The sequence below is a fragment of the Prevotella sp. oral taxon 475 genome (assembly GCF_018127805.1).
GTDB lineage: Bacteria > Bacteroidota > Bacteroidia > Bacteroidales > Bacteroidaceae > Prevotella.
Genome location: NZ_CP072334.1, coordinates 2,523,367 through 2,544,568, shown reverse-complemented (window position 1 = coordinate 2,544,568; position 21,202 = coordinate 2,523,367). Strand labels below are relative to the sequence as shown.

The window sequence follows — 21,202 nt, the reverse complement described above, 5'->3', positions numbered from 1 at the left end:
CTTGAGCATGGCCATGGCGAAAAAGTGCACTTGTTGAGGAACGAGAAAGGAATAACGATGAAAACAATCCACAATCATAGGGCCAAAGCCTGGGGCAGAGCGGTCTGCACACTGCTGTTGGCCGTGCTTTCGGTGGCTGCCGGTGCTGCCAACCGGGCCCTGCGGCAGGGCAAACTGCCCAATGGGCTTACTTATTATATCTATAACGACGGCAGTACACCTGGTGAAGCGCAGTTTTATCTGTATCAGAATGTGGGGGCTGTGCTCGAGAAGAACGACGAGATAGGTCTGGCCCACGTGTTGGAACACCTGGCCTTCAACGCCACAGACCACTTCCCCCAAGGCGTGATGACTTGGCTTCGGAAAAATAATCTCAGCGACTTCGAGGCCTATACCGGGCTCGACGATACGCGTTATGCCGTGCACAACGTTCCGGTGGATCGTCCGGAGGTGCTCGATCAGATGTTTCTGCTGCTCAAAGATTGGTGTCATGGCATCAAGATTCAGCCTGCCGATGTGGAGAAAGAACGAGGCATCATCCTCGAAGAGTGGCGCAGACGCGAAGGAATCGACCGCCGACTGACCGACAGTATCGCCCGCGTGGTGTACAATGGCTCGCTCTATGCACAGCGAAATGTCATCGGCAGCGAGCAGCGGCTGCACGCTTTCACGGCGAAAGACGTGCGGCGATTTTACGATAAGTGGTATCGGCCTCGGCTTCAGTTCGTTGCTGTCATCGGCGATGTTGACCTCGATGCCACCGAAAACAAACTTAAGCAGGTGCTATCGACGCTGCCCGACAAGCCCACTCCTTACGATGCAGAGGCGCGACGCATTGCTCCTAACGCCCAACCGCTGTATATGCGCTTCGTCGACCGTGAGAATACGGCTCCCTCTTTCGGCCTTTATCAACGCAAAGAGGTGCGCAACGAGGTTTCGACTGATGAACGGACACGCCGATTTCTCTTTGCACAGATGTTCAACAAGTTGGCTCCGCGCCGCTTCGCAAGACTTAAAAATGCCGACAAAGAGGCTTTCATCGCTGCCTCGGTGAGCTATTCTCCGCTGGTGAGGGATAACAATCAGGTGGCGTTCGACGTGGTTCCCTATGCCCAACAGACCGAGGAGGCTCTGCAACAGATGCTTTCCGTGCGGGCTGCTTTGGGCAAAGAGGGATTCGGTAGGCAGGAGTTCGAAGCCCAAAAGGCCGAGATGTATAAGGGAATGAAGGAGGCTTTGGAGGCGAAAGGCCTCGGAACGCCCGACAATGTGATGGACCTCTGCCGGCAAAACTTCCTCTATGGCACGCCCATCACCGACTTTCGCGAGCAGATTCAGCACAATCTCGAGGTACTGGTAGAGCTCGAAGTGGAGGATATCAATGCTTGGATGCACAGTCTGCTCGACGATAACAACCTTGCTTTCGTGACCTATTCGCGTACACCCGACGAGATGAACATCACTCAATCCGCCTTCCTGACTGCGCTGGCTGCTGCCAAGCAGATGAAACAAGCAAGCGAACCGCAGGTGGAAACCTTAGCTCGGCTCGACCTCTCGACCCTTGTTCCGGGAAAGATTACGGCCGAAAAAGACCTCAAAAAGCTCGGAACGAAAGAGTGGTTACTTAGCAATGGTGCGCGGGTGCTTTACAAATATTTGCCCGAAGCCAAAGGACGCATCTTCTTTGCGGGCTCTTCGGAGGGCGGACGCTCGGCTGTTGCTCCGCAAGATGTGGCCGACTATACCGCCATGCGCGCTCTTTTGATGCAAACTGGTGTAGCCAATTACAACCGAAACCAACTGGCTTCGTGGTTGCAGGGTAAGGATTTCGAACTCAGTCTTTCGCCTGGCGACTACAGTAACGGCATTGGCGGCAACACATCGGTGGCCGATGCCGATGCATTCTTCGGCTATTTGCACTTGGTGTTGGCGCGTCAGAACTTCTCGAAGAGTGTCTTTGAGAAGTATGTTCAACGCAGTAAGTATCTCTATCGCAATCGAAACCTCACGGGAATGGAGGCCGTGCAGGATTCGATTCGTCGACTGTTGTTTCCCGCCAGTGCTGCCAATCCCGAACAAGATGAGGCTTTCTTCGACGCGATGCGCTACGAACGGCTTGCCGAAATGTTCAATCGGCACTATGGCAACGCAGCTCATTTCACCTATTGTCTTGTGGGCGACGTGTCCGAGGCTCAGGCCCGACAGTGGGTGACACGTTATATCGCCTCGCTGAAAGGCGATGCCCGCGTGCCGAAACCCAAGGCCGTGCCGATGAATTTTGCCTCGAAAGAACGTGAAATCAATCGAACTTTCACCGCAGAACTGGACGGCGACATGGCCGAAATCGAACTCTCTTACACCCATACGTTGCGACTCACCGACAAAGAGCAGGCTGCTTTCGAAGTGTTGCGTGCCCTTTTGGAGAATCGATATTTTGAAGAGCTACGCGAAAAACGCCACGCCACCTATACCGTTGGTGTGAAAGCCGACTACACTTCGCAGCCCGCGCCGAGCGAAACGCTCAGTCTGCACCTGTCCACCTCGCGTCAACAGGCAGACGAAGTGCTGGCATTGGTGCATCAAATACTTGACGATGTGCGGCAGGGACGTTTCTCTCAAGACGAGTTCAAAGCAGCGGTTGTTCCGCTGGCCGTAGACGAACAGACGCCACCGGGCAATGATTCGGCCGCCAATCCGCAGCTATGGATGGGGTTGTTGAACGTTTATGCCGAGTCGGGCGAGATGATAACGCCCGCCGAGAGTGCCGCCGTTGAGCCCGTCTTCTCGACACTCACGCCTGCAGACATCAAGGCTGTGGCGGCGAAAGTGCTCGAGACGGCCGCCAAACGCGAGATCATCGTCAAGTCGTTACCCCCTTCGGGCAAGCTGAGTTAAGGTCTTCCTGCTTTTCATTCCTCTCAAAGTGCATTGGAAAAGGGATAGAAAATTTCTATCTAAAAATAGGAACTATCGTTTGGTACCTATTCCATCCTTGCACTATCTTTGCAGCAGTAATCAGAAATAAAAGGATCATTCTTTAATAAAGAAAGGAATTAGAAATGAGAACAACGAATTATTTATCTCTCGACGAGAAGAAAGTGAGCCATGTAGTAGTAGCTTTGAACCAGCTGTTGGCCGACTACCAAGTTTTTTATGCCAACCTTCGCGGACTGCACTGGAACGTAAAAGGAAAAGGTTTCTTCCAGTTGCATGCTAAATATGAGGGCTATTACAACGACGCCGCCGAGAAAGTGGACGAGATTGCCGAGCGTATCTTGCAGTTGGGAGGAACTCCCGAGAACCGTTTCAGCGAATATCTCAAGGTGGCTACGCTGAAAGAAGATGGCTTTACACCTGCTGGCGGCGACGGAATGCGTAGGGTGCTCGACAGTTTGGCTGTACTCATCAAGCAAGAACGCCACATCGTGGAGCTCGCTTCTGAGGCAGAGGATGAGGTAACGGTAGGTTTGATGGACGACTTCCTGGCCGGACAGGAGAAAAACGTTTGGATGATCTCTGCCTTTTTGGAAGAGTGCTCCTGCGCACATCAGTAAAAATGCCTTGTCGGTCGGTACGCAGCAGACTCTAACAGTCTGCCGATGGGCCGACGACGAAAGATAAAAGGCTGTGTGATACAGCTTGATTAGCGAATAGATTAAACAGTGAAGAAGGTGGCTCTGCCACCTTTTTTCATGTCTGTTGGTAAGGTCTTGATGTTCACGATGGATCGAACACTCTGCCATCTCTTAGCTTTTGAGGTGCAAAAGCTAAGAAAATGCACGGCAAAAGCTAAGAAAACGCAGCACAAAAGCTAAGCTTTTGCAAACCCGACGATGAGAGCTGGAGAAGGGACTTCTGAGAGATGACAACATCTTGACAACCTCTTTGCGATGCAAGATATAAAGACTATATTTGCAGAAGTCTGCATCAATTGGCCGAATCTATAATAGAATGGGAGATAAAACCTCTTGTGTACAGATACAAAACAAGGCGAGACAAGTTGTCTTGCCCCACCCTAAATGTTCTCACAACGGAATAATCCTTATTGTGATTTGCTTGAAAACTGATGCAAATATAATGCTTTGGAAATAATCAACCAAATAAAATAGAAGAAAGATGAAAATAATTCTAGGCTTAGATTTAGGTGTTGCCTCTATAGGATGGGCACTTATCTTTACGACAGATGATGGTGAACCCATAAAAATTCTGGCGTTAGGGGAGAGAATTGTATCTATAGATCCAGACAATTCAAAAGAATTTGCCACAGGTGCAACTTGTACTTTAAATCAGAAAAAGACCAAGGCAAAGACAATTCGTAAAGGTTATTTTAGATATGTGCAACGACGAGAGGCTCTGACAGCTGAGTTAAGACACTTGGGGATGATGCCTAATGAAGCATTAATCAAACTACCTGTACTTGATTTGTGGCAGTTGCGGGCAAATGCAGCTACAGAAGGTGTGAAACTGTCTTTGGGTGAGATAGGTAGAGTGTTATATCATATCAACCAGAGACGGGGCTATAAACACGCAAAGTCGGATGTTTCTTCAGATAGTAAGCAAAAAGAATATGTAAAAGCGGTCAATGCACGGTATCTTATGATACAAGAACAGCAGCAAACGATTGGTCAATATTTTGCTTTGAAATTGAAAGAAACTGCTGTTACTTCGGAGAAAGGAGTTTTCTATACTTTCCGAATCAAAGATCAGGTGTTTCCTCGTGAGGCTTATGAAGAGGAGTTTGACCGAGTGATAGAATGTCAGAGAAATTTTTACCCAGAGCTACTTACAGATAAAGTGATTGACAAATTGCGCAATTATATTATCTTTTATCAAAGGCATGGCAAGTCGTGTAAACACCTTGTCTCTGTGTGTGACTTTGAAAGAAAGCCCTATAAGGATGAAAAAGGAAAGGTTTTCTATAATGGACCTAAGGTGGCAGCTAAGTCTAATCCTCTCTATCAGATAGAGAAGATATGGGAGGAAGTGAATAATATTTCTTTACGTAATAAGAAAGGTGAGGAGTTAGAAATTACTCTTGCCCAGAAAAGAGAACTCTTTAATTATTTAAATACGCATGAAATACTCAGACTGACTGTGCTTTACAAGATTCTCGGGATTAGTAAACGAGATGGATGGTCTGCCAATGATGCGATAAAAAGAGGGCTTAAGGGCAATAAAACATTTGTTCAACTACAAAAGGCTCTTGAAGGAATTGAGGATAGTGAGAAATTGTTGAGATTCGAGTTGAATAACCTGTCAACCGTTGTATGCGATGAGGTGACGGGAGAGTTGTTGCAAGTTGTGAATCCGGATTGTATCGAACAGCCTTTGTACCGTTTATGGCATGCGATATACTCTATTAAGGATAAAAAACAGTTGAGAGACACTCTGCGGAAAAACTTTAGGATAGAGGATGATACAACTATAAATATGTTGTATAATATAGATTTTACGAAAGATGGTTACGGCAATAAATCTGTAAAAGTGATCAGGCGTCTTTTGCCTTACTTGCAGGCAGGATTGAAGTATAATGAGGCATGTGAATATATCGGAATCAATCATTCGAACAGCTTGACGAAGGAAGAAAATATGCAAAGAACGCTATTAGACAAACTGCCTCCTATCCGTAAGAATGAACTTCGACAACCCATTGTAGAGAAAATTCTTAATCAGATGATTAATGTAGTCAATGCTATTATTCTTAAATACGGTAGGCCTGACACGATTAGAGTGGAGCTTGCGCGTGAATTAAAACAAAGTAAAGAGGAGCGAAAATTGATGAGTGATGGTATTGCCGCTCGGGAGAAAGAGAAGAAAAGAGATAGTAAGATTTTAGAAGAGAAGGAAATACCCCCTACTAAAAATCGATTGGAAAGGTATCGTCTTTGGAAAGAGACAGGAGAGAGATGTATGTATTGTGGTAACGGAATTAATCTGAATGAATTTTTACGTGGAGGAGAAGTAGAAACAGAACACATTATTCCTAAGGCCTTGCTCTTTGATAATAGCTATTCAAATAAAACATGCTCTTGCAGAGAGTGCAATAGAAAGAAAGGGCGGAGAACTGCTTATGAGTATGTAAGTTCACTGGGTGAAGAGCGGTTTGAAGTCTACTTAAATGTAGTTAAAATGCTTTATGACGAGGGAAAAATAAGCAAGACAAAAATGGATCGACTCTTAATGAAATCAGAAGATATACCACAGGATTTTATAAATAGAGATCTCAGACAGACACAGTATATTTCCCGAAAAGCAATGGAGTTGCTGAAAAAGATTTGTTATGATGTAACGGCAACATCAGGTCATGTCACCAGTTTTATCAGACATACTTGGGGGTATGATACTATCTTACATCAGTTGAACTTTAATCGATATAAACAAGGCGGACTTACTGAAATCGTTCAGTTTGAACATCGAGGTAGCAAGCATGAGAGAGAGGTAATCTCTGGTTGGAGTAAACGTTTGGATCATCGCCATCATGCCATAGATGCCTTGGTTATTGCTATGACAAAACAATCTGTGATTCAGCGCCTTAATACGTTGAATACATGTCGTGATGAGATGTATCAAGAAGTGGAAAGTGAAAAAAAGGAATGGCGGGATGATTATTCTTTGTTAGAACAATGGCTGCGTGAATTGAAACATTTTAGTGTAGAAGAAGTTCAAAGGGCGATTGCAAAGACGTTGGTATCTTATAAAGTCAATAGAAAAATTACTTCTCCGGGAACTCGAGCAGTGTACTCTAAAAGGAAAAGGGAAGTGGTTCAAAGAGGAATTCTTATTCCAAGAGGTGTGTTGCATGAAGATTCTGTGTATGGAAAGATTAAAATCCAAGGAGATTTGAACCCGAGCTATGTTCTAAAATATAAATTAGGAGTGGGCGCTGTAGGATTTGTCTTTACCGGGAAGGAGACTTATGAAGAAACAATCAAACCCAATAGAAAAACGGGATTAGATGAGGTTAAGGTAAAAGACGATATTGCGAATACACTTATGAGTATTGTTGATGGAAATATAAGAAACCGAATCAAGCAACGTCTTAATATTGGATTTCCTGAGGGTAAAGACTATAGAAATGATCCCAAAAAGGCATTGAACAATCTGAGAAATTTAGACGATCATCCATTATATGCTGATGATGCTTGTAAGATTCCTATCAAATCTGTACGATGTCGTACCGGACTGTCTGCAGTAGTGCCTCTACGTTATAATGAAAAAGGGCAAGCTATTGGTTTTGTAAAAACAGGAAATAACCATCATGTTGCAATTTATAGAGACAGGCAGGGGAATTATCATGAAATCATCGTTACTTTCTGGCAAGCAGTAAATAGGAAGAGGTATGGTATTCCTGTTATTATAGAGCAACCTTCAACATTATGGGAAGCAATTTCTAACGGTTCGCAACAACAAATCCCACCATCTGTTTTAGAAACATTTCCTGAACCTGAATGGACATTTGTTGTAAGCATGCAAAAGAATGAATCTTTTATTTTAGGAATGGAGGAAGACGATTATCAACGTGCGATGGCTGAAAAAGACTATATTGCATTGGGGAAAAATCTCTATGTCGTACAAAATATTTCAAGTATGGTTTATCGTTTTTGCCTCGCTACAACGACTATATTCGACTCAAAAAGAATGAATAAACCAGACAAGAGATTCTTTAATATTCAAAGTTTTCAGGCTTTCTTTGATAAAAACCCACATAAAATAAAGATAGATCTACTAGGTGAAATTGTTAATGATTAAATTTTTGGAAGATGATTAAGAAGACGTTTGTTTCAGTAATCCCGCTTATTTAAGTCTGCGGGATGCGCAATTACTCATCCGTTTTCCCGAGATTGAGACGAATGAGACGCTGACAGAGAGCTTCAAGAAAGAGTCGGAACGCACCATCCCGATAGAAGATATCGGGGTGGTGGTTCTCGACAACCGTCGTATTACGATTACATCCGGTGTACTTGAAGCCCTGCTGGAAAATAATGCAGCCGTCATTACATGCGACCAGCGTAGCATGCCGGTGGGTTTATTGCTGCCTCTTACGGGGAATACTACGTAAAATGAGCGGTTCCGCGACCAACTTGACGCATCTCTCCCGTTGAAAAAACAACTGTGGCAACAGACTGTTAAGCAGAAAATATGCGACCAAGCTTATGTATTGCGGCAGGTGACGGGAAAAGAAGAGAAAGGAATGAAGGTGTGGGCAGAGGGTGTACGCAGCGGAGATCCTGATAATATCGAAGCTCGTGCAGCTGCATATTATTGGCGTCACCTCTTCCCTGATATTCCAATGTTCGTGCGCGGCAGAGAGGGAGAGCCTCCAAATAATCTTCTCAACTATGGTTATGCGATTCTACGGGCGGTGATTGCCCGTGCACTGGTGGGCAGTGGATTGCTTCCTACCTTAGGAATTCATCATCATAATCGCTACAATGCCTATTGCCTGGCAGACGATATGATGGAACCTTATCGGCCGTATATAGATCAACAGGTAATCAAAATTATGCACCAGAGTGAAGATTATAGTCATTTGACAAAAGAAATAAAAGCACAACTATTGGGAATTCCTATGCTTGATGTTGTTATTTCAGGCAAACGCAGTCCGTTGATGATTGCAGCCCAGCAAACAACAGCATCCTTATATAAATGCTTTTCCGGTGAGTTGCGTCATATTAGTTATCCCGAAATGTAGATCATTAATGTCTGATTTCGATCGATTAAGTGAATATCGAGTTATGTGGATTTTGGTCTTCTTTGATTTACCCACAGAGACGAAGAAGGATAAGAAGGCTTATATCGACTTTCGTAAGTCTTTGCAACGTGATGGTTTCACGATGTTTCAGTTCTCTATTTATGTTCGTCATTGTGCAAGTATAGAGAATGCCGAAGTTCATATAAAACGAATTCGTAACCTTTTGCCCAAATTTGGGAAAGTAGGTATTCTTTGCATCACTGATAAACAATTTGCTAATATCCAACTATTCTTTGGCGAAAAGCCTCAGAAGCCGAATGCTCCGGGGCAACAACTCGAATTGTTTTAGAAATAAAGAATCCCACTCAACAGAGTGAGATCCTTTGTTTTGTACTATTCTTTTTGATTTCTACTATTCTTTTCAATTCGCTGAGTATGAGATGAATACAAGTATTCAGTTGTTGATTATAGTACAAAGATAATAATTTTCAAGCAAATCACAACTCTTTGTAATTGTGATAAAAATTTCTTTAAGTTGTTGATTATAGTACAAAGATAATAATTTTCAAGCAAATCACAACCTCAATCACCACCTTGCATCCATCGGGGATGTTGTTGATTATAGTACAAAGATAATAATTTTCAAGCAAATCACAACCGAACCCTCGGTGTAGTCAAATCGTGCCGCGTTGTTGATTATAGTACAAAGATAATAATTTTCAAGCAAATCACAACCTCGACCAACGCAAGTATATGAACAAGTTCGTTGTTGATTGTAGTACAAAGGTAATAATTTTCAAGCAAATGATGTCTACGAATAGATTTGAAGAGGAATCAAAGTGAGATGAAGTATACGACAAGAAGTGATCAACCAAGATAGGGATGTTAGATGCTTGAGAATCAAGTGTAGAGGAGATGATTTTCAAAAGCTAAGAAAATGAGACGTAAAAGCTAAGAAAATGCGACCCAATAGCTAAGAAAATGCAATGCAAAAGGTAAGAGATGGGACAACAAACGTTCAAATGCTGTAATATGGTTGATCAAAATGGGATGATCTGAAAGAAAAGTTCTTTTCCGATTTCCCTGTTAAGCGCACTTTTCGAGAGTTGAGAAAATGGCGGAATCAGTAGTAAGAGGGAAGTCGTAATCCTGGCAATCGTACTTTTGATAGATGAGAAAAGGGAAGAAATCAAGTAGGAAGGAAGTCGTAATCCTGGCAATTGTATTTATCGATAGGTGAAAAAGGGGAGGAATCAGTAGTAAGAAGGAAGTCGTAACTCAGGCAAGCGCATTGTTTGATCCATGAGAATAGGCGACTATATCCAGCAGAAAGGGATGGCATCAGGTGGATGTCATCCCTTTCTGGTTGGGTGAATCGAGTGTCTGTTGGCTACTGATGGTGTGGTAAACGGTTGGTGTGTGATGTATTCGATAGCATTGCATATGCTGTCCGACAACGCAGTGCAGCATGTTTAGCCATGCAACATACCCAGTGTAACGACACAGCGGGGCGTGTTTGGACATGCCGTATAAGCTATCCTGCCATCTTGTGCCATCGAATGAAGAAAACTGTATGATGAGAATGCGAAGTTAGGCAATCTGCTTAACGATGGAGCACTATCTGCCCAACCATACTTCGGGGTTGAGTTTGGCCGTTTCTCTGCGCAATTGGAATTGAAGGATGTTGTCGGCACCTACCGTTCCGAGAGCTTGACGTGTAGAAACCTTTTGCCCTTTGCCGACACTCACCGACCGGAGGTTGCAATAGACCGAGATATAGGCACCGTGTCGAACCATCACAACGTTTGTTCCGGCATAGGTAAAGACGGCACTCACCTCGCCGTCGTAGATGCTTCGCGCCATGCAACCGGCCGAACCGAGGATGTTGATGCCTTTATTGTCGAGCTGAACACCCTTCAAGCCCTCTACGTTATATTGTCCAAAGTGGCTCACGATGCGGTAGTTGCCGGTGATGGGCATGGGCAATCGGCCGCGATTGGCTTCAAAACCACCACTGAGCATGCGGTCTACGGTGCTCAGGTGCTGTACTTCCTCCACCTCTTTTTTTGTTTCGGCAATGTCACGCTGACTGCGAGAGCGTTCTGCTTCAGCCTTTTTCTCGGCGGCAACACGTGCCGCTTCGGCCTCGCGGGCAGCCTGTTCGGCCCGTGCTTTCCGGTCGGTAGCCTCGCGTTGGGCCTGGGCAGCCTCCTCGCGTTTGGCTTTTTCGGCAGCTTCGGCCGCAGCGCGCGCCTCGGCTCTGAGCTTTTCTTCACGTGCTTTTGCTTCGGCTATGCGGCGTGCATTTTCCCGTTCGGCAGCCTCGGCGGCCGCCTTTTTACGGGCCAACTCCTCTGCTTTGCGTTTCGCTGCAGCCGCTGCCTCGGCTTTTCGTTTAGCTTCTGCTTCGGCGCGGACGCGTGCTTTCTCTACTTCGATGGCGATCAGACGATCGATTTCGGCGTTTAGCGCGGCGTCTTTCTTCCGCTGATCATCGATGATGGTTTGAATCGTTTTTTGCTGTCGTTGAAGTCCCTCCACGGCTTTTTGTTGTTCGCCTTGTTTGTTTTGCAGGGCAGCATGTTCTTGTTGGTCTTTATACAGCATGGTGTTCTTCTGTCCCTTCACTTGTTCCAGTTGAACATGTTTCTCATTCACTTGCTGTTGCTTGGCTTTTACCCGTTCTCCTTGCGCCTTTTGATAGGCAGCATACTCGCGTACAAACCGCAGGCGGCGATAGAATTGGGTGAAGTTCTGGGCCGAGAAGACGAACATCAGATTGTCTTGCGTGGTGCGATGGCGAGCCATATAACGCATCGAACGGATGTATTTAGCCTTCCGGTCGGCGAGTTGTTCTTCGAGAGTAGAGAGCTGCGAGTTGAGAATGCCGATGTTTCCCTCGATGTGTCGGATGTCGTTTTGGATGTCTTCGATAGACTTCTTGCGTTCGTCTATTTCGCTGTTGATGACCATCAGATTTTGCAAACGCTTCTTGACGTCGGCCTGATTGGCTCGTAAGGCAGCTTCTTGTTGGCGAATCTGCTTCTTAATGGCTTCACGTTGCCCTTGCAAACCTCGTATGGAGGCGTTGGTATAGGCTGCTGTGCTCTTTTGTCGGGGGGCATTCTTCTTTGCGTTTTGACCTTTCCCAGTTTTCTTAGACAGAGTTTTCGTTCCCTTTTTTAAAGAAGATGGAGTCTGTGGGGAGTGGTCTTTGGCGGCAGAAGTCCTGCTCGTAACAGTTGAATGCGGTTTCGAGGTAGTTCGTTTGTTCTGACCAACTGCTGGAAAAACGATGCAGATGGCGAGACTTATCGTGAGAATATACTTCATTTATAGACTTAATATCTTGCTGAAAACATCTTCGGCCTCTACTTTTTTATACTTGTCGGATGGGATGGTGTGGGTTTCCCAGTTGTCATCGGTCTTCACTTCGTTCATCTTGAGGGTCACTTGCAGTGCTGCTCCGCCCTTTACGGCCGAAGAAGACATGGTGAACGTCTGTGTGGCGGGGAAGTTTTTCACACCCACGCTTTTGAAATTACTGTATTGCCAGTTGAGTTTCGAGGTGCCATGTGCCGCATGAGAATAGACCACATCGGCCGTATTGATTTGTCCTGTAGCCGCATCGGCATTCCAGGTATAGCTGATGTTGCCGCTATTGAACGAGACTAAATTGGAGGAAAGGTTGTTGAAGACGACGTCGAATTTCTTCAAATCGCTCTCGGTCACCCGCTGTGCGCCGGGTATGAGGAGCTGATTCCAAAACAAAGCCTGAAGACTGTAGAAGGTAAGACCGTTCTTTTTGAGGAAGTCGAGTTGTGAATAGTCGGCCTTGATGTATTCTTTGTGGATGCGATCTATCACCAAGACATAGTCGGGTGTGAACTCTATGCGCCCCACTTCACTGCCAATCAGGGGGATAAAGAGTTGCAAACGTATCACTTCGTCTTTGCGCATGTGTACCGAACCAGGCACTGTGATGTCTTTATCGCCTGCTTGGATGTTGAAAGACATGCTTCCGACGATGTTCTTTGCATAGACTTGGTTATCGGAAACCTTTTGTACAAAGGTGAGTTTCTTCACTGCTAGGGCTTGCGCATCCTCTTGTTGGGTTGTCGAGGATGTACTTTTAGCATGATCGACAACAGCCTTTTTGGCACTGCATGCTGCTCCGAAAAGGGGCATACAGAGGAGTAATAACTTGATAAGGGTTATTCTTTTCATCATTTTATGGGGTCAAATTCTACTGCAACGGTGAGGAAATCGTCTCCACCCTGTTGCCTTTTCTTTATCCTTACTTTCTCCAATGGGTTGCTAACGGTGAGGAGACGTGTTCTATAAAGCAACTTTCACTCTGATTCAGCCTGATGATAGAGGGACGATTCTCAGACTGACGAACCTCGCAAGATCTATCTTCCCAGAATCTTTCAAAGCGTATCGGTAGAGTATAAACGTGCCGAACGCAGGGCATAGCAGACCTGTTGGACCTATTTTATGTACTTTTTCAGCTTGATCTTTCGGCTCAAAAGCGCGCTGCCACCACCTTTTTCCAAAGCCTTTTTCCAATATTCCACCGCCCGATCCGTATTCCCATTCATGGCATAAATGTCTCCGGCGTGTTCTATGACGACAGCGCTCTGCACGCTATCGGTGTCGTTTGCCAAAGCCTGATCGATGTAAGTCTGGGCTTCGGAGTAACGTTTCTGCAAGAATAAAATCCAAGCATAGGTGTCGAGATAAGTGGCATTGGTGGGCGAATGCTGAATGGTTTTGTGGCTCATCGCCTCTGCACGGCTCAAGTCTTTTCCCGATTCGCTCAGGTAATAAGCATAGTTGTTGAGGCATTCGATATTATCGGGCTTCCATTGCAGGCAACTATCATAGGCTGCGAAAGCCTCGTCCGCTCGCCCTTTCTGGTGAAGAATGTCGCCCATGATGGCATAAAAGTCCGAAACAATGTTCTTATTGCTTTGCGGATTGATTTCGCTTACACCCCGACGGAAAGCATCCAAGGCCTTGTCCTTATCGCTTTTCTCGTAATAAGCAATGCCCATGAAATAATAAAAGGCCATTTCGTCGGGATGATAAGCCTGTGCCGGCTTACTCAGAGCGATGACCTCGTCCCAGCTTTTCTGTTTCCATTTGTTTTGAATCAATTGCAACCGCGCCCCGGCATTGTCGGGATTGATGGCCAACACCTTTTCTAAAGCCTTATTGATAAGGCTGTCCGGCATTTGCTTCAAGGTCATATAAGCCGTCTGTAGCTCGGCAATATCGCCGTCAGTAGGGTTTGCTTGCAATATGCGTTCAAAGAGATGAAGCACCTTTGTACTGTCTCCGCCCTCGTTTTCGTTGTCTTGTATGATTTGTTTGAGCAGTGTCAGCTTACTCTGTGTTTCCGTTTTACTGCTCAGAAGCATTTTCTCGCGCAGCCCAACGGCCAGTGAGTCCTGCCCCTTAGCCCTGTAATAGTCGTACAGCGAAGCCTGTGCGTAGGCATTATCGGGTTCTTCTTCCAGCACATGGATAAAGATTCTGTAAGCCTCCTTCTGCCTTTCGTTTTGCATAAGCCAGTTTCCCAGCATCAGACGGAAGCCTGGATCATTGGGATGTTCTTCCGAAAGACGTTTCAAAGCATTATAGGCAGCCTTTCGGTTGTCCATCATTTCATAGGCGCGAACTTTGGAAAGGGTAGTTTCTTCGTTGCTTCCATTGAGCTCTTCGAGTCGGTTCAGTGTTCGCAACACCCCCTGATAGTCTTTCTTTCTGGTGTAAAGTTGCACCAAGATGTTGAGTGCATCCTCGTTCTCCCGATTGTTCTGGCAGAGCTTTTCGTAAGCTTCGATTGCCTTATCATAGTTTCCCGTGTTGATATAAAACTGTCCCACGCGCTCCACATACGCACTGTTGTCGGGGCGTAGAGCTGCAGCTTTCTCTAAGTTGGCCAACGCCATGGAGTCGTTTTTCAGCTGAGAGAAGTAGAGAGCCTGCATATAATACGCTTCGGCAGCTTTGGGATGGATGGAGAGACAACGACTCAGCAGGTCGAATGCAGCCGTGTAATGCCCGGCGTTTTGCTGTCGGACGGCTTCGAGAAACAAGTAGTCGAATCTTCGCCGGTCGTTATACGAAAGGCTATCCGTCGGCGCAGCCACGGTTGCAACCGATCTTTTTCTTCCTGCAAAAGCAGGGAATGCCAGGAGCACAGCCGCCGAACCGACAGCCAAGAGCAAGGCAAAATGTCGTAAGTTCAGTTTCATTCTATCTATTTTACACCAGTATGACCATATCCTCCTTCGCCTCTTGCAGTCTCATCGAGTTGTTCTACGTCAACCCATTCCACCTGTTCGTGGCGTGCCACCACCATTTGTGCGATGCGTTCGCCGGCGTTGATCACAAAGTCTTGGTTGGAAAAGTTGATCAGAAGCACCTTAATTTCCCCACGATAATCGGCATCTATCGTTCCGGGCGTGTTGAGAACGGTGATGCCATGTTTCAAAGCCAGCCCGCTTCTGGGCCTTACTTGTGCCTCAAACCCCGGAGGTAGAGCGATGTGAAGCCCTGTAGGCACGAGCCGTCTTTCCATTGGATGTAGCACAACGGATTCGCTCACGTCTGCCCGCAAGTCCATTCCTGCACTTTGTTCGGTGGCGTATGTGGGCAGAGGTTGCCTTCCCTTGTTGGTGATTTGTACTTTCAACATCATCTATAGACTTACTTCCTGCAAAAATACAGATTATTATTTAGTCTCGGATAGATAAAACCTTAAAATACGCGAAACGTGCATTTGCCGGTTCATTCTTACTTTTCTGGCTCTTTCGAGCGTGTCTTTTATCATGTCAAGAGCTTTCTGCTATCGTGCCAAGAGCTTTCTGCCCTTTTGAAGATAGATACCCTTTCGGGGTTGAGCATTGAGCTTCATGCCTTGTAGATTAAACCATAACGCATCGTTGCGACTCTCCGTTTCCGTTGGGTTTTGTATGCCAGTGGTCTCTTCTCCTTCGAGTAAGAACCTCAGTTTTTGCCCTACGTGTAAATCGTTGAAATGGAAAAAGGCTTGAAAAGGAATGATTTCCGTATTGTCGTCTGCCTGTTCGAAAGCACCGTTTCCTTTGTTTCCCGTCGTATTGAACGTGAAAATCGCTCCGTTGAGAGCTTGTTTGGCGGCCAGAGCCTTTACCTTTCCTGTTGTGTAAGAGCCGTATAGATTGGTTTCTTCCGAGAGATTCGTTTCCGTTGCCGGAGTGTTCACCATCACATTCTCTGCTGAAATCTCCGTACCATCCGACTTATATAAATAGGGAGTGTGAGCCTGCAGCTCCTCTTTCTTGGTGAAAATCATTGTTTTCTCTCCTCCCGTCTCTTCCTGTTGTCTTTCGAAAGCGAACGCCTTTCCGTGCGCCTGGGCGGTGAACGGCAGCACAACGGTTTCCATCTTCTTGTTTTGGAATGACGAACGATAGAATGTTGCCTTCTCCGCCAGGAATGAATAGGGCAGGCGATAGTCGATATTACCGGCGAGGGCCAGGTTGTCGAATGCCTCGTTCAGGCTGATTCTCAGGTGGCTTGTTCGGCGTTGACCGTCTTCTTGCGTCAGAACAGCATTGTAAGCGCGATGTTCTTGCGTCTGACCTTTGGGCAGATAGACCACTGCATTGTCGGGAATCCCGACGAGAAGAGCATCGCTTTCCTCCTTACTAAGCGGCTTCATGGCCGACAAATCCAGTGAAACCAAAGCCTTGCATTGGGCAAAGGCTCCCTGGGCTTGAGCCGCTTCGATGCTCGCCGGCAGAACGATATGGTGCAATTTTTCTATTCCCGAGCCGCTAAAGAAGTTGGGTTCAATACCGATAACCTTAAATTCTGGCTTCCACTGACCGGGAAAAGAAGGATGGAGCACCGTCGTTTTCAAGTCTTTCAACTCACTGTCCCAATCGCTCTCTCCGCTTTTCCGATGGGCCGAAACCGCAAAGACGCCGGGATATTCGCCTGTTTGCACCATTTGGTAGGTGATATTCTCTGTAGTAAACTCGCTTTCCTGCACCATGGCACGGATAGGCAACAGCCCGTTACAGAAACTGTTCTTGCCATAGATCTTCGGTTTCGTGGCCCACCAATGTCCAGCTGCGCTGATGCTATTGTCGGCAATTGTGGGAGCGTCAGTCCCGTCAAATCGATAAAAATCGCAATCTCCCGTTTGGGCAAAAGCCTCATCTTCGATGCTGGTTAAGGTCGGAGGCAGCACAACTACCTTCAAGTTGCAAGCTTCGAAAGCCGCAGAAGGAATGGTGGTCACCCCTTTCGGCAGCAGCATTTGATGGTCGACGAATTGGTTTCCGACGAACGCATCTTGTCCCATCGTTGACAGATTCTCGGGCAAACGATCGTGTTTCAGGTTTTTGCATCCCATGAAAGCCCCTCTGCCGATGGTGGTAAGCGAGGCCGGACAACGAACGGTTTTCAGGCCGTTACAACCCGAAAAGGCCTGCTCGCCTATAGCGGTGATGCCCTCTTCGAGCACCACTTCCGTGAGCCGACTACAAAGACTGAAAGCGAAGTTGCCCACCTTCGTCACCCGATAGCTGCGTTTCTCGGTTTCGTCAACGATGTTGGCGGGAATCACCAGCTTTCCTTCGGCATACTGACTGATCGCCGCATTCCGCCCGTTACCTATCTCTGCCGTTCCCTCTTCGGTAATGTTGATCCAGATGGAGATATTTTTCCCGTTCAGCTGGGCCGTCCCTTTCATGATGGAATCTTTGCCAAAGCCTTCGGCAGAGAACTGTGTGCATACTGCCAATAGCAGCAGTAGGATATATTTTTTCATGTCGTTTCTATGTTGATGATTGTCGATAGCCATATTTGTTAGATGTGGCTTAGGGGGTGAACTTTCGCCAAGCGTCTTCTCCACCGGCAATAGCCTCTACGGCTTTTTCCTCATAACATTTGCCCCACCAGCTGAAGTAAAAGGCCGTTCCGTTGTCGGTGTGGTTGCCTTTGTCCAGATAAGTGCGTTTCACGAGGTCGGGACGGCGGTCTGTTCTCAGCTTTTCGTAGGCACTTTCGGCATTGCTGATGGGCACCACCTCGTCCACTTTCGAGTGGAAAAGATAAACGGGATATTGCGGTTTCCAGCCTTCCGTCAGGTTGTTCACGGTCAGAGCCGTGTAGAGATCGTCGCATTTCGGATTCTTCTCCGTGGCCTCTCCCTTTATCTTTTTTGTCATCAAGGCAAACGCATCGGGCTGGAATATCTCGGACACCTTGATATATTCGCCCTTGCTGTCTTTCTGAAAGGAATATAGCTTTTTGAGTTCCTTTTGTATGTCGGTCGTGTTTTTCTCCTTTTTCTCTATCCAGTCGAGAATGCCGGTGTCGAGAAACTGCTGCGTGAAAAAGTCTTTGAGGGCATATTTCCTCATATAAGGATTATAGTCGAGCATACCTTTGATAATCAACGGCAGAGCCACAGGCATATACACTTTGTCTTCGGAGAGATAAGTTCGCAGCGTGGCGATAGGATCATAAGGTCCGTCGCCGCACACCGACCCGCCCAAGTGCAAGTCTTGATCCAAGAAGTTGGTCTCGATAAATCGCTGACAGGCCATTGCTACGGCCCCTCCTTGCGAATAACCGATACAGATCGTCTTCCAGTTATCTCTAATTTTGGCGCGGTTTTTCTTACTGGTTTTATACAGTTCGATGCCATAGCGCAGAGCGTCCACGCTTTGTCGGGCGGTGATTTCTTGTGCCAGATAAGGATGTGCCTGGTCTCGTGTTAGCCCATACCCCTGATAGTCGGGCAGAATCACCAAGCAATTGTAGGCCAAGTGAGAGGCACTCTTGCTTTTAGCGTGCATCACGAGCATGCCAACATCGCTTTGCCAGTCGCCGCTGGTGATATATTCCGAGGGTGTGCTTTTGTTATCGGTGATGGTAATATGGCATCCCAGGATGATATTGTTGATCGGAACAGAATAATTAGTGGGCATAGCGGCCAAGGCAGTCAGTGTGATGGCTTCGCCTTTGGCATTGATACTGGGATAGGTGTATCGATAATACTCATAGTCCAAGCCCCATCCGGTCGAGGCGTGATGATCTTTGTTGTCGTCGTCGAAGCTGTTTGCCCGCGTGCCCGCAGGTTTTTGAGGAGTCGGGAAGGGCTTCACGCCGCTTTCGATCACCCTGATATCTGAGGCATGGATACCGGTATGGATAGACGAAAAGTCGCGTTGTGCCCCGGCAGAAACGCTCAGAAACATCGCTACCGCCACGCAAAGCAGGCGATGAGGCTCTTTTACAAAAGTCTTATTCATTTCTATAAGGTTCATTCATTTTATGTTGATCTCTGTCGATTAGATTCCAATTGAAAACACAGAGAGCCCGCCTCTCTTTGCAAGCGATGGAGGAGTGCGGCCCGATTTCAAGGCAAAGGTCCGAATTTTTCTTGAATTTTGCAAACAAACCGTTGAAAATCGGGCAAACGCTTCGGTATCATTCCCCTTGACGGGGGCTCTTTGGGGCATTCCGATGGGGACGGTTTCCTCTGCGTTTATACGCCATTGATAATCAATAACTTATCAGGTGCATTTCCCATCTCTTAGCTTTTGCACCTCAAAAGCTAAGGAAACGCAGGGCGAAAGCTAAGAAAATGCACCCCAAAAGCTAAGAGATGGGAATGCGGGCGGTGGGAGAGGGGCTTTTATTTATGAATCTGACGTTTTGTCAGACATGAGCGACAAAATGTCAGCCGATAAGGGGTTGGTACAAAACTTGTGAATAGATCTGCGAACACCGAAGTGAAAGCAGAGGTGTGAAGACAAAAAATAAAACAATAATTTAAAAGATAGGAGATTAAATGATGTTACCAGTTATGCGTAAAAATTCTTGGTTACCCGAAGTGTTCGACGATTTTCTCACCAATGGTCTGATGCAACGCACCAACGCAACGGCACCTGCCATCAACGTGATGGAAAACGAAACGCAATATATTGTGGAGCTGGCCGCTCCCGGTTTGCGGAAAGAAGACTTCCAAGTGCACGTCAACGAAGATGGAAATCTAACCATCAAGATGGAGCAAAAGAACGAAGTGAAAGAGGAAAACGAGAAGACACACTATCTGCGTCGGGAGTTTAGCTACTCGAAATACGAGCAAACGTTGCTCCTGCCCGAAGATGTCGACCGCGAAGGCATTGCCGCCCGCGTGAACGATGGCGTTCTTAGGGTAGATCTTCCCAAGGTGAAGAAAGAAGAGCAGAAGCTGTTCCGCCCCATCGAGATTGACTAATCATCGAGCGTTTTGCCTCGAACAGAAAGCTGTCTGCATAGGTCTGTAATGCCACCATTTAGCCCGGTAACGTTCGTTAGAGGGTTGCCCGGGTCGGCGGAGGCCCTCTGCAAGAGGCTGAAAAGAAACATAGAAGTTTGATAGATATTTAGTTTTTATTTGGAAGAAGTAACTCTTGAGAGAGTGAACAGGGATAGGCGGTGCCGGGAGGTGCCGCCTATTTTCGTTTATTTCCCTGGTTTTTGTCTTCCGGATAGACGCAAGCGACGGCGGAGCGGGCTGTTTTCTTGTTGTGAAGAGAAGGAGCGAATGCAGAAGTTTTCTTATTTTTGCAACATCTCAAAACAAGAAAACGATGAAAACAGAAATGGAAAAGATGCGCAGTAGGGAGGCCTATGCCTTTGCCGATGCCGAGATTCGGGCCAGTTTTGTGCATGCCAAGAAGCTGTGTGCCAGGCTCAACCGCATCAGTAGTGTTGACGAAGGCTATCGTGAAATGATAGAAGAGCTCGTGCCGGGGCTACCCGCCTCGTCGGAGATTTGCCCGCCTTTCACCTGCGATCACGGGCATGGCATCCGCATGGGCGAACATTCTTTCATCAATTATGGTTGCGTGGTGCTCGACGAAGCTTTCGTCACCATCGGCCATCACGTTAAGATTGGGCCGCATTGCCAGCTTTTCACGCCCCAGCATCCCATCGACTATCGGCAGAGAAGAGAGCCACGAGAGACGGCTTTCCCTATAACCATCGGCGACGACACGTGGTTGGGCGGCGGCGTGGTGGTTTGTCCCGGCGTCACCATTGGCCGGCGGTGCATCATCGCAGCCGGTTCGGTGGTGATACGCGATGTTCCCGACGACTGTATGGCTGCCGGAAACCCCGCCGTGGTGAAGAAACGACTGGCGTGAGGCTTCTCGGTTCGAAGCTTCTTGGCAACCTATTTATTTTCAGCCACTTACAAAGAGCCTTGCCAAAGCTAAGAAAACGCATGCCGTTTTCTTAGCTTTGGCACTTCATTTTCTTAGCTTTCGCATCGCGTTTTCTTAGCTTTGGCAATCAGTCTGGCCGTGTTGGGCTTGGATGGGAGTAGCAGATAGGGGATGATCGCCGGGCGGAAGATTTCAAATATCCCCATTATTGGGTATTGTGTGACTTGTTGCTTCTTCATAATTTTGCACATCGAAACGATTTTTAAAGAGTCTTCTGTTGAATAGATGC

General features: G+C 46.8%; 13 protein-coding genes and 1 pseudogene. 7 read left to right on the top strand and 7 right to left on the bottom strand.

Translation table 11 applies throughout. The features are described 5' to 3' along the window. The first annotated feature begins 57 nt into the window (after window positions 1-57). From J5A66_RS10090 to cas2, 5 genes and pseudogenes are all read left to right on the top strand, one after another. On the top strand, window positions 58-2,895 hold the full coding sequence (locus J5A66_RS10090; RefSeq protein WP_211790454.1) for a pitrilysin family protein: 2,838 nt from the start codon (window positions 58-60) through the stop codon (window positions 2,893-2,895). A gap of 164 nt (window positions 2,896-3,059) precedes the next feature. Next, window positions 3,060-3,554, top strand: coding sequence for a Dps family protein (locus tag J5A66_RS10085; protein WP_211790453.1), 495 nt, complete (start codon window positions 3,060-3,062; stop codon window positions 3,552-3,554). Between the two features lie 562 nt (window positions 3,555-4,116). Next, complete coding sequence (gene cas9, locus J5A66_RS10080; protein ID WP_211790452.1) at window positions 4,117-7,749, top strand: type II CRISPR RNA-guided endonuclease Cas9; 3,633 nt, start codon at window positions 4,117-4,119, stop codon at window positions 7,747-7,749. 11 nt (window positions 7,750-7,760) lie between these two features. Further along, window positions 7,761-8,692, top strand: a pseudogene (gene cas1, locus J5A66_RS10075) (type II CRISPR-associated endonuclease Cas1). Window positions 8,693-8,699: 7 nt separating this feature from the next. Beyond that, a complete protein-coding gene (gene cas2 / locus J5A66_RS10070) occupies window positions 8,700-9,041 on the top strand; it encodes a CRISPR-associated endonuclease Cas2 (RefSeq protein WP_211790451.1) in 342 nt (113 codons plus the stop codon). Window positions 9,042-10,309: 1,268 nt separating this feature from the next. On the opposite strand, the gene J5A66_RS10065 is transcribed toward cas2, so the two are convergent. The 6 genes from J5A66_RS10065 to J5A66_RS10040 form a co-directional block, all read right to left on the bottom strand. Next, a complete protein-coding gene (locus tag J5A66_RS10065; protein WP_211790450.1) occupies window positions 10,310-12,025 on the bottom strand; it encodes a murein hydrolase activator EnvC in 1,716 nt (571 codons plus the stop codon). After that, window positions 12,026-12,919, bottom strand: a complete 894-nt coding sequence (locus J5A66_RS10060) for a DUF4292 domain-containing protein (RefSeq protein WP_211791514.1) — start codon at window positions 12,917-12,919, stop codon at window positions 12,026-12,028. It lies immediately after the preceding gene. A 263-nt stretch (window positions 12,920-13,182) separates the two neighbouring features. Then, window positions 13,183-14,955, bottom strand: coding sequence for a tetratricopeptide repeat protein (locus J5A66_RS10055; protein WP_211790449.1), 1,773 nt, complete (start codon window positions 14,953-14,955; stop codon window positions 13,183-13,185). A 5-nt stretch (window positions 14,956-14,960) separates the two neighbouring features. Next, a complete protein-coding gene (gene dut / locus J5A66_RS10050) occupies window positions 14,961-15,398 on the bottom strand; it encodes a dUTP diphosphatase (protein WP_211791513.1) in 438 nt (145 codons plus the stop codon). Between the two features lie 150 nt (window positions 15,399-15,548). Further along, complete coding sequence (locus tag J5A66_RS10045) at window positions 15,549-17,522, bottom strand: leucine-rich repeat domain-containing protein (protein WP_211790448.1); 1,974 nt, start codon at window positions 17,520-17,522, stop codon at window positions 15,549-15,551. 49 nt (window positions 17,523-17,571) lie between these two features. Further along, window positions 17,572-19,026, bottom strand: coding sequence for a lipase family protein (locus J5A66_RS10040; protein ID WP_249109969.1), 1,455 nt, complete (start codon window positions 19,024-19,026; stop codon window positions 17,572-17,574). Between the two features lie 542 nt (window positions 19,027-19,568). On the opposite strand from J5A66_RS10040, the gene J5A66_RS10035 reads away from it, so the two are divergent. Together J5A66_RS10035 and J5A66_RS10030 are read left to right on the top strand one after the other, a co-directional pair. Next, entirely contained in the window at window positions 19,569-19,982 is a 414-nt protein-coding gene (locus tag J5A66_RS10035; RefSeq protein WP_211790447.1) for an Hsp20/alpha crystallin family protein, read from the top strand. A gap of 355 nt (window positions 19,983-20,337) precedes the next feature. Next, entirely contained in the window at window positions 20,338-20,892 is a 555-nt protein-coding gene (locus J5A66_RS10030) for a sugar O-acetyltransferase (RefSeq protein WP_211790446.1), read from the top strand. Window positions 20,893-21,005: 113 nt separating this feature from the next. On the opposite strand, the gene J5A66_RS10025 is transcribed toward J5A66_RS10030, so the two are convergent. After that, a complete protein-coding gene (locus J5A66_RS10025) occupies window positions 21,006-21,152 on the bottom strand; it encodes a hypothetical protein (protein WP_211790445.1) in 147 nt (48 codons plus the stop codon). Window positions 21,153-21,202: the final 50 nt, after the last annotated feature.

Excerpts from the sequence above, each read along its gene's own strand:
- J5A66_RS10090 (WP_211790454.1), top strand. The coding sequence starts at position 58 with ATGAAAACAATCCACAATCATAGGGCCAAAGCCTGGGGCAGAGCGGTC.
- cas2 (WP_211790451.1), top strand. The coding sequence starts at position 8,700 with ATGTCTGATTTCGATCGATTAAGTGAATATCGAGTTATGTGGATTTTG.
- J5A66_RS10045 (WP_211790448.1), bottom strand. The coding sequence starts at position 17,522 with ATGAAAAAATATATCCTACTGCTGCTATTGGCAGTATGCACACAGTTC.
- J5A66_RS10025 (WP_211790445.1), bottom strand. The coding sequence starts at position 21,152 with ATGAAGAAGCAACAAGTCACACAATACCCAATAATGGGGATATTTGAA.
- J5A66_RS10035 (WP_211790447.1), top strand. The coding sequence starts at position 19,569 with ATGCGTAAAAATTCTTGGTTACCCGAAGTGTTCGACGATTTTCTCACC.
- J5A66_RS10060 (WP_211791514.1), bottom strand. The coding sequence starts at position 12,919 with ATGAAAAGAATAACCCTTATCAAGTTATTACTCCTCTGTATGCCCCTT.
- J5A66_RS10040 (WP_249109969.1), bottom strand. The coding sequence starts at position 19,026 with ATGAACCTTATAGAAATGAATAAGACTTTTGTAAAAGAGCCTCATCGC.
- J5A66_RS10065 (WP_211790450.1), bottom strand. The coding sequence starts at position 12,025 with ATGAAGTATATTCTCACGATAAGTCTCGCCATCTGCATCGTTTTTCCA.
- cas9 (WP_211790452.1), top strand. The coding sequence starts at position 4,117 with ATGAAAATAATTCTAGGCTTAGATTTAGGTGTTGCCTCTATAGGATGG.
- J5A66_RS10055 (WP_211790449.1), bottom strand. The coding sequence starts at position 14,955 with ATGAAACTGAACTTACGACATTTTGCCTTGCTCTTGGCTGTCGGTTCG.
- J5A66_RS10030 (WP_211790446.1), top strand. The coding sequence starts at position 20,338 with ATGAAAACAGAAATGGAAAAGATGCGCAGTAGGGAGGCCTATGCCTTT.
- J5A66_RS10085 (WP_211790453.1), top strand. The coding sequence starts at position 3,060 with ATGAGAACAACGAATTATTTATCTCTCGACGAGAAGAAAGTGAGCCAT.
- dut (WP_211791513.1), bottom strand. The coding sequence starts at position 15,398 with ATGTTGAAAGTACAAATCACCAACAAGGGAAGGCAACCTCTGCCCACA.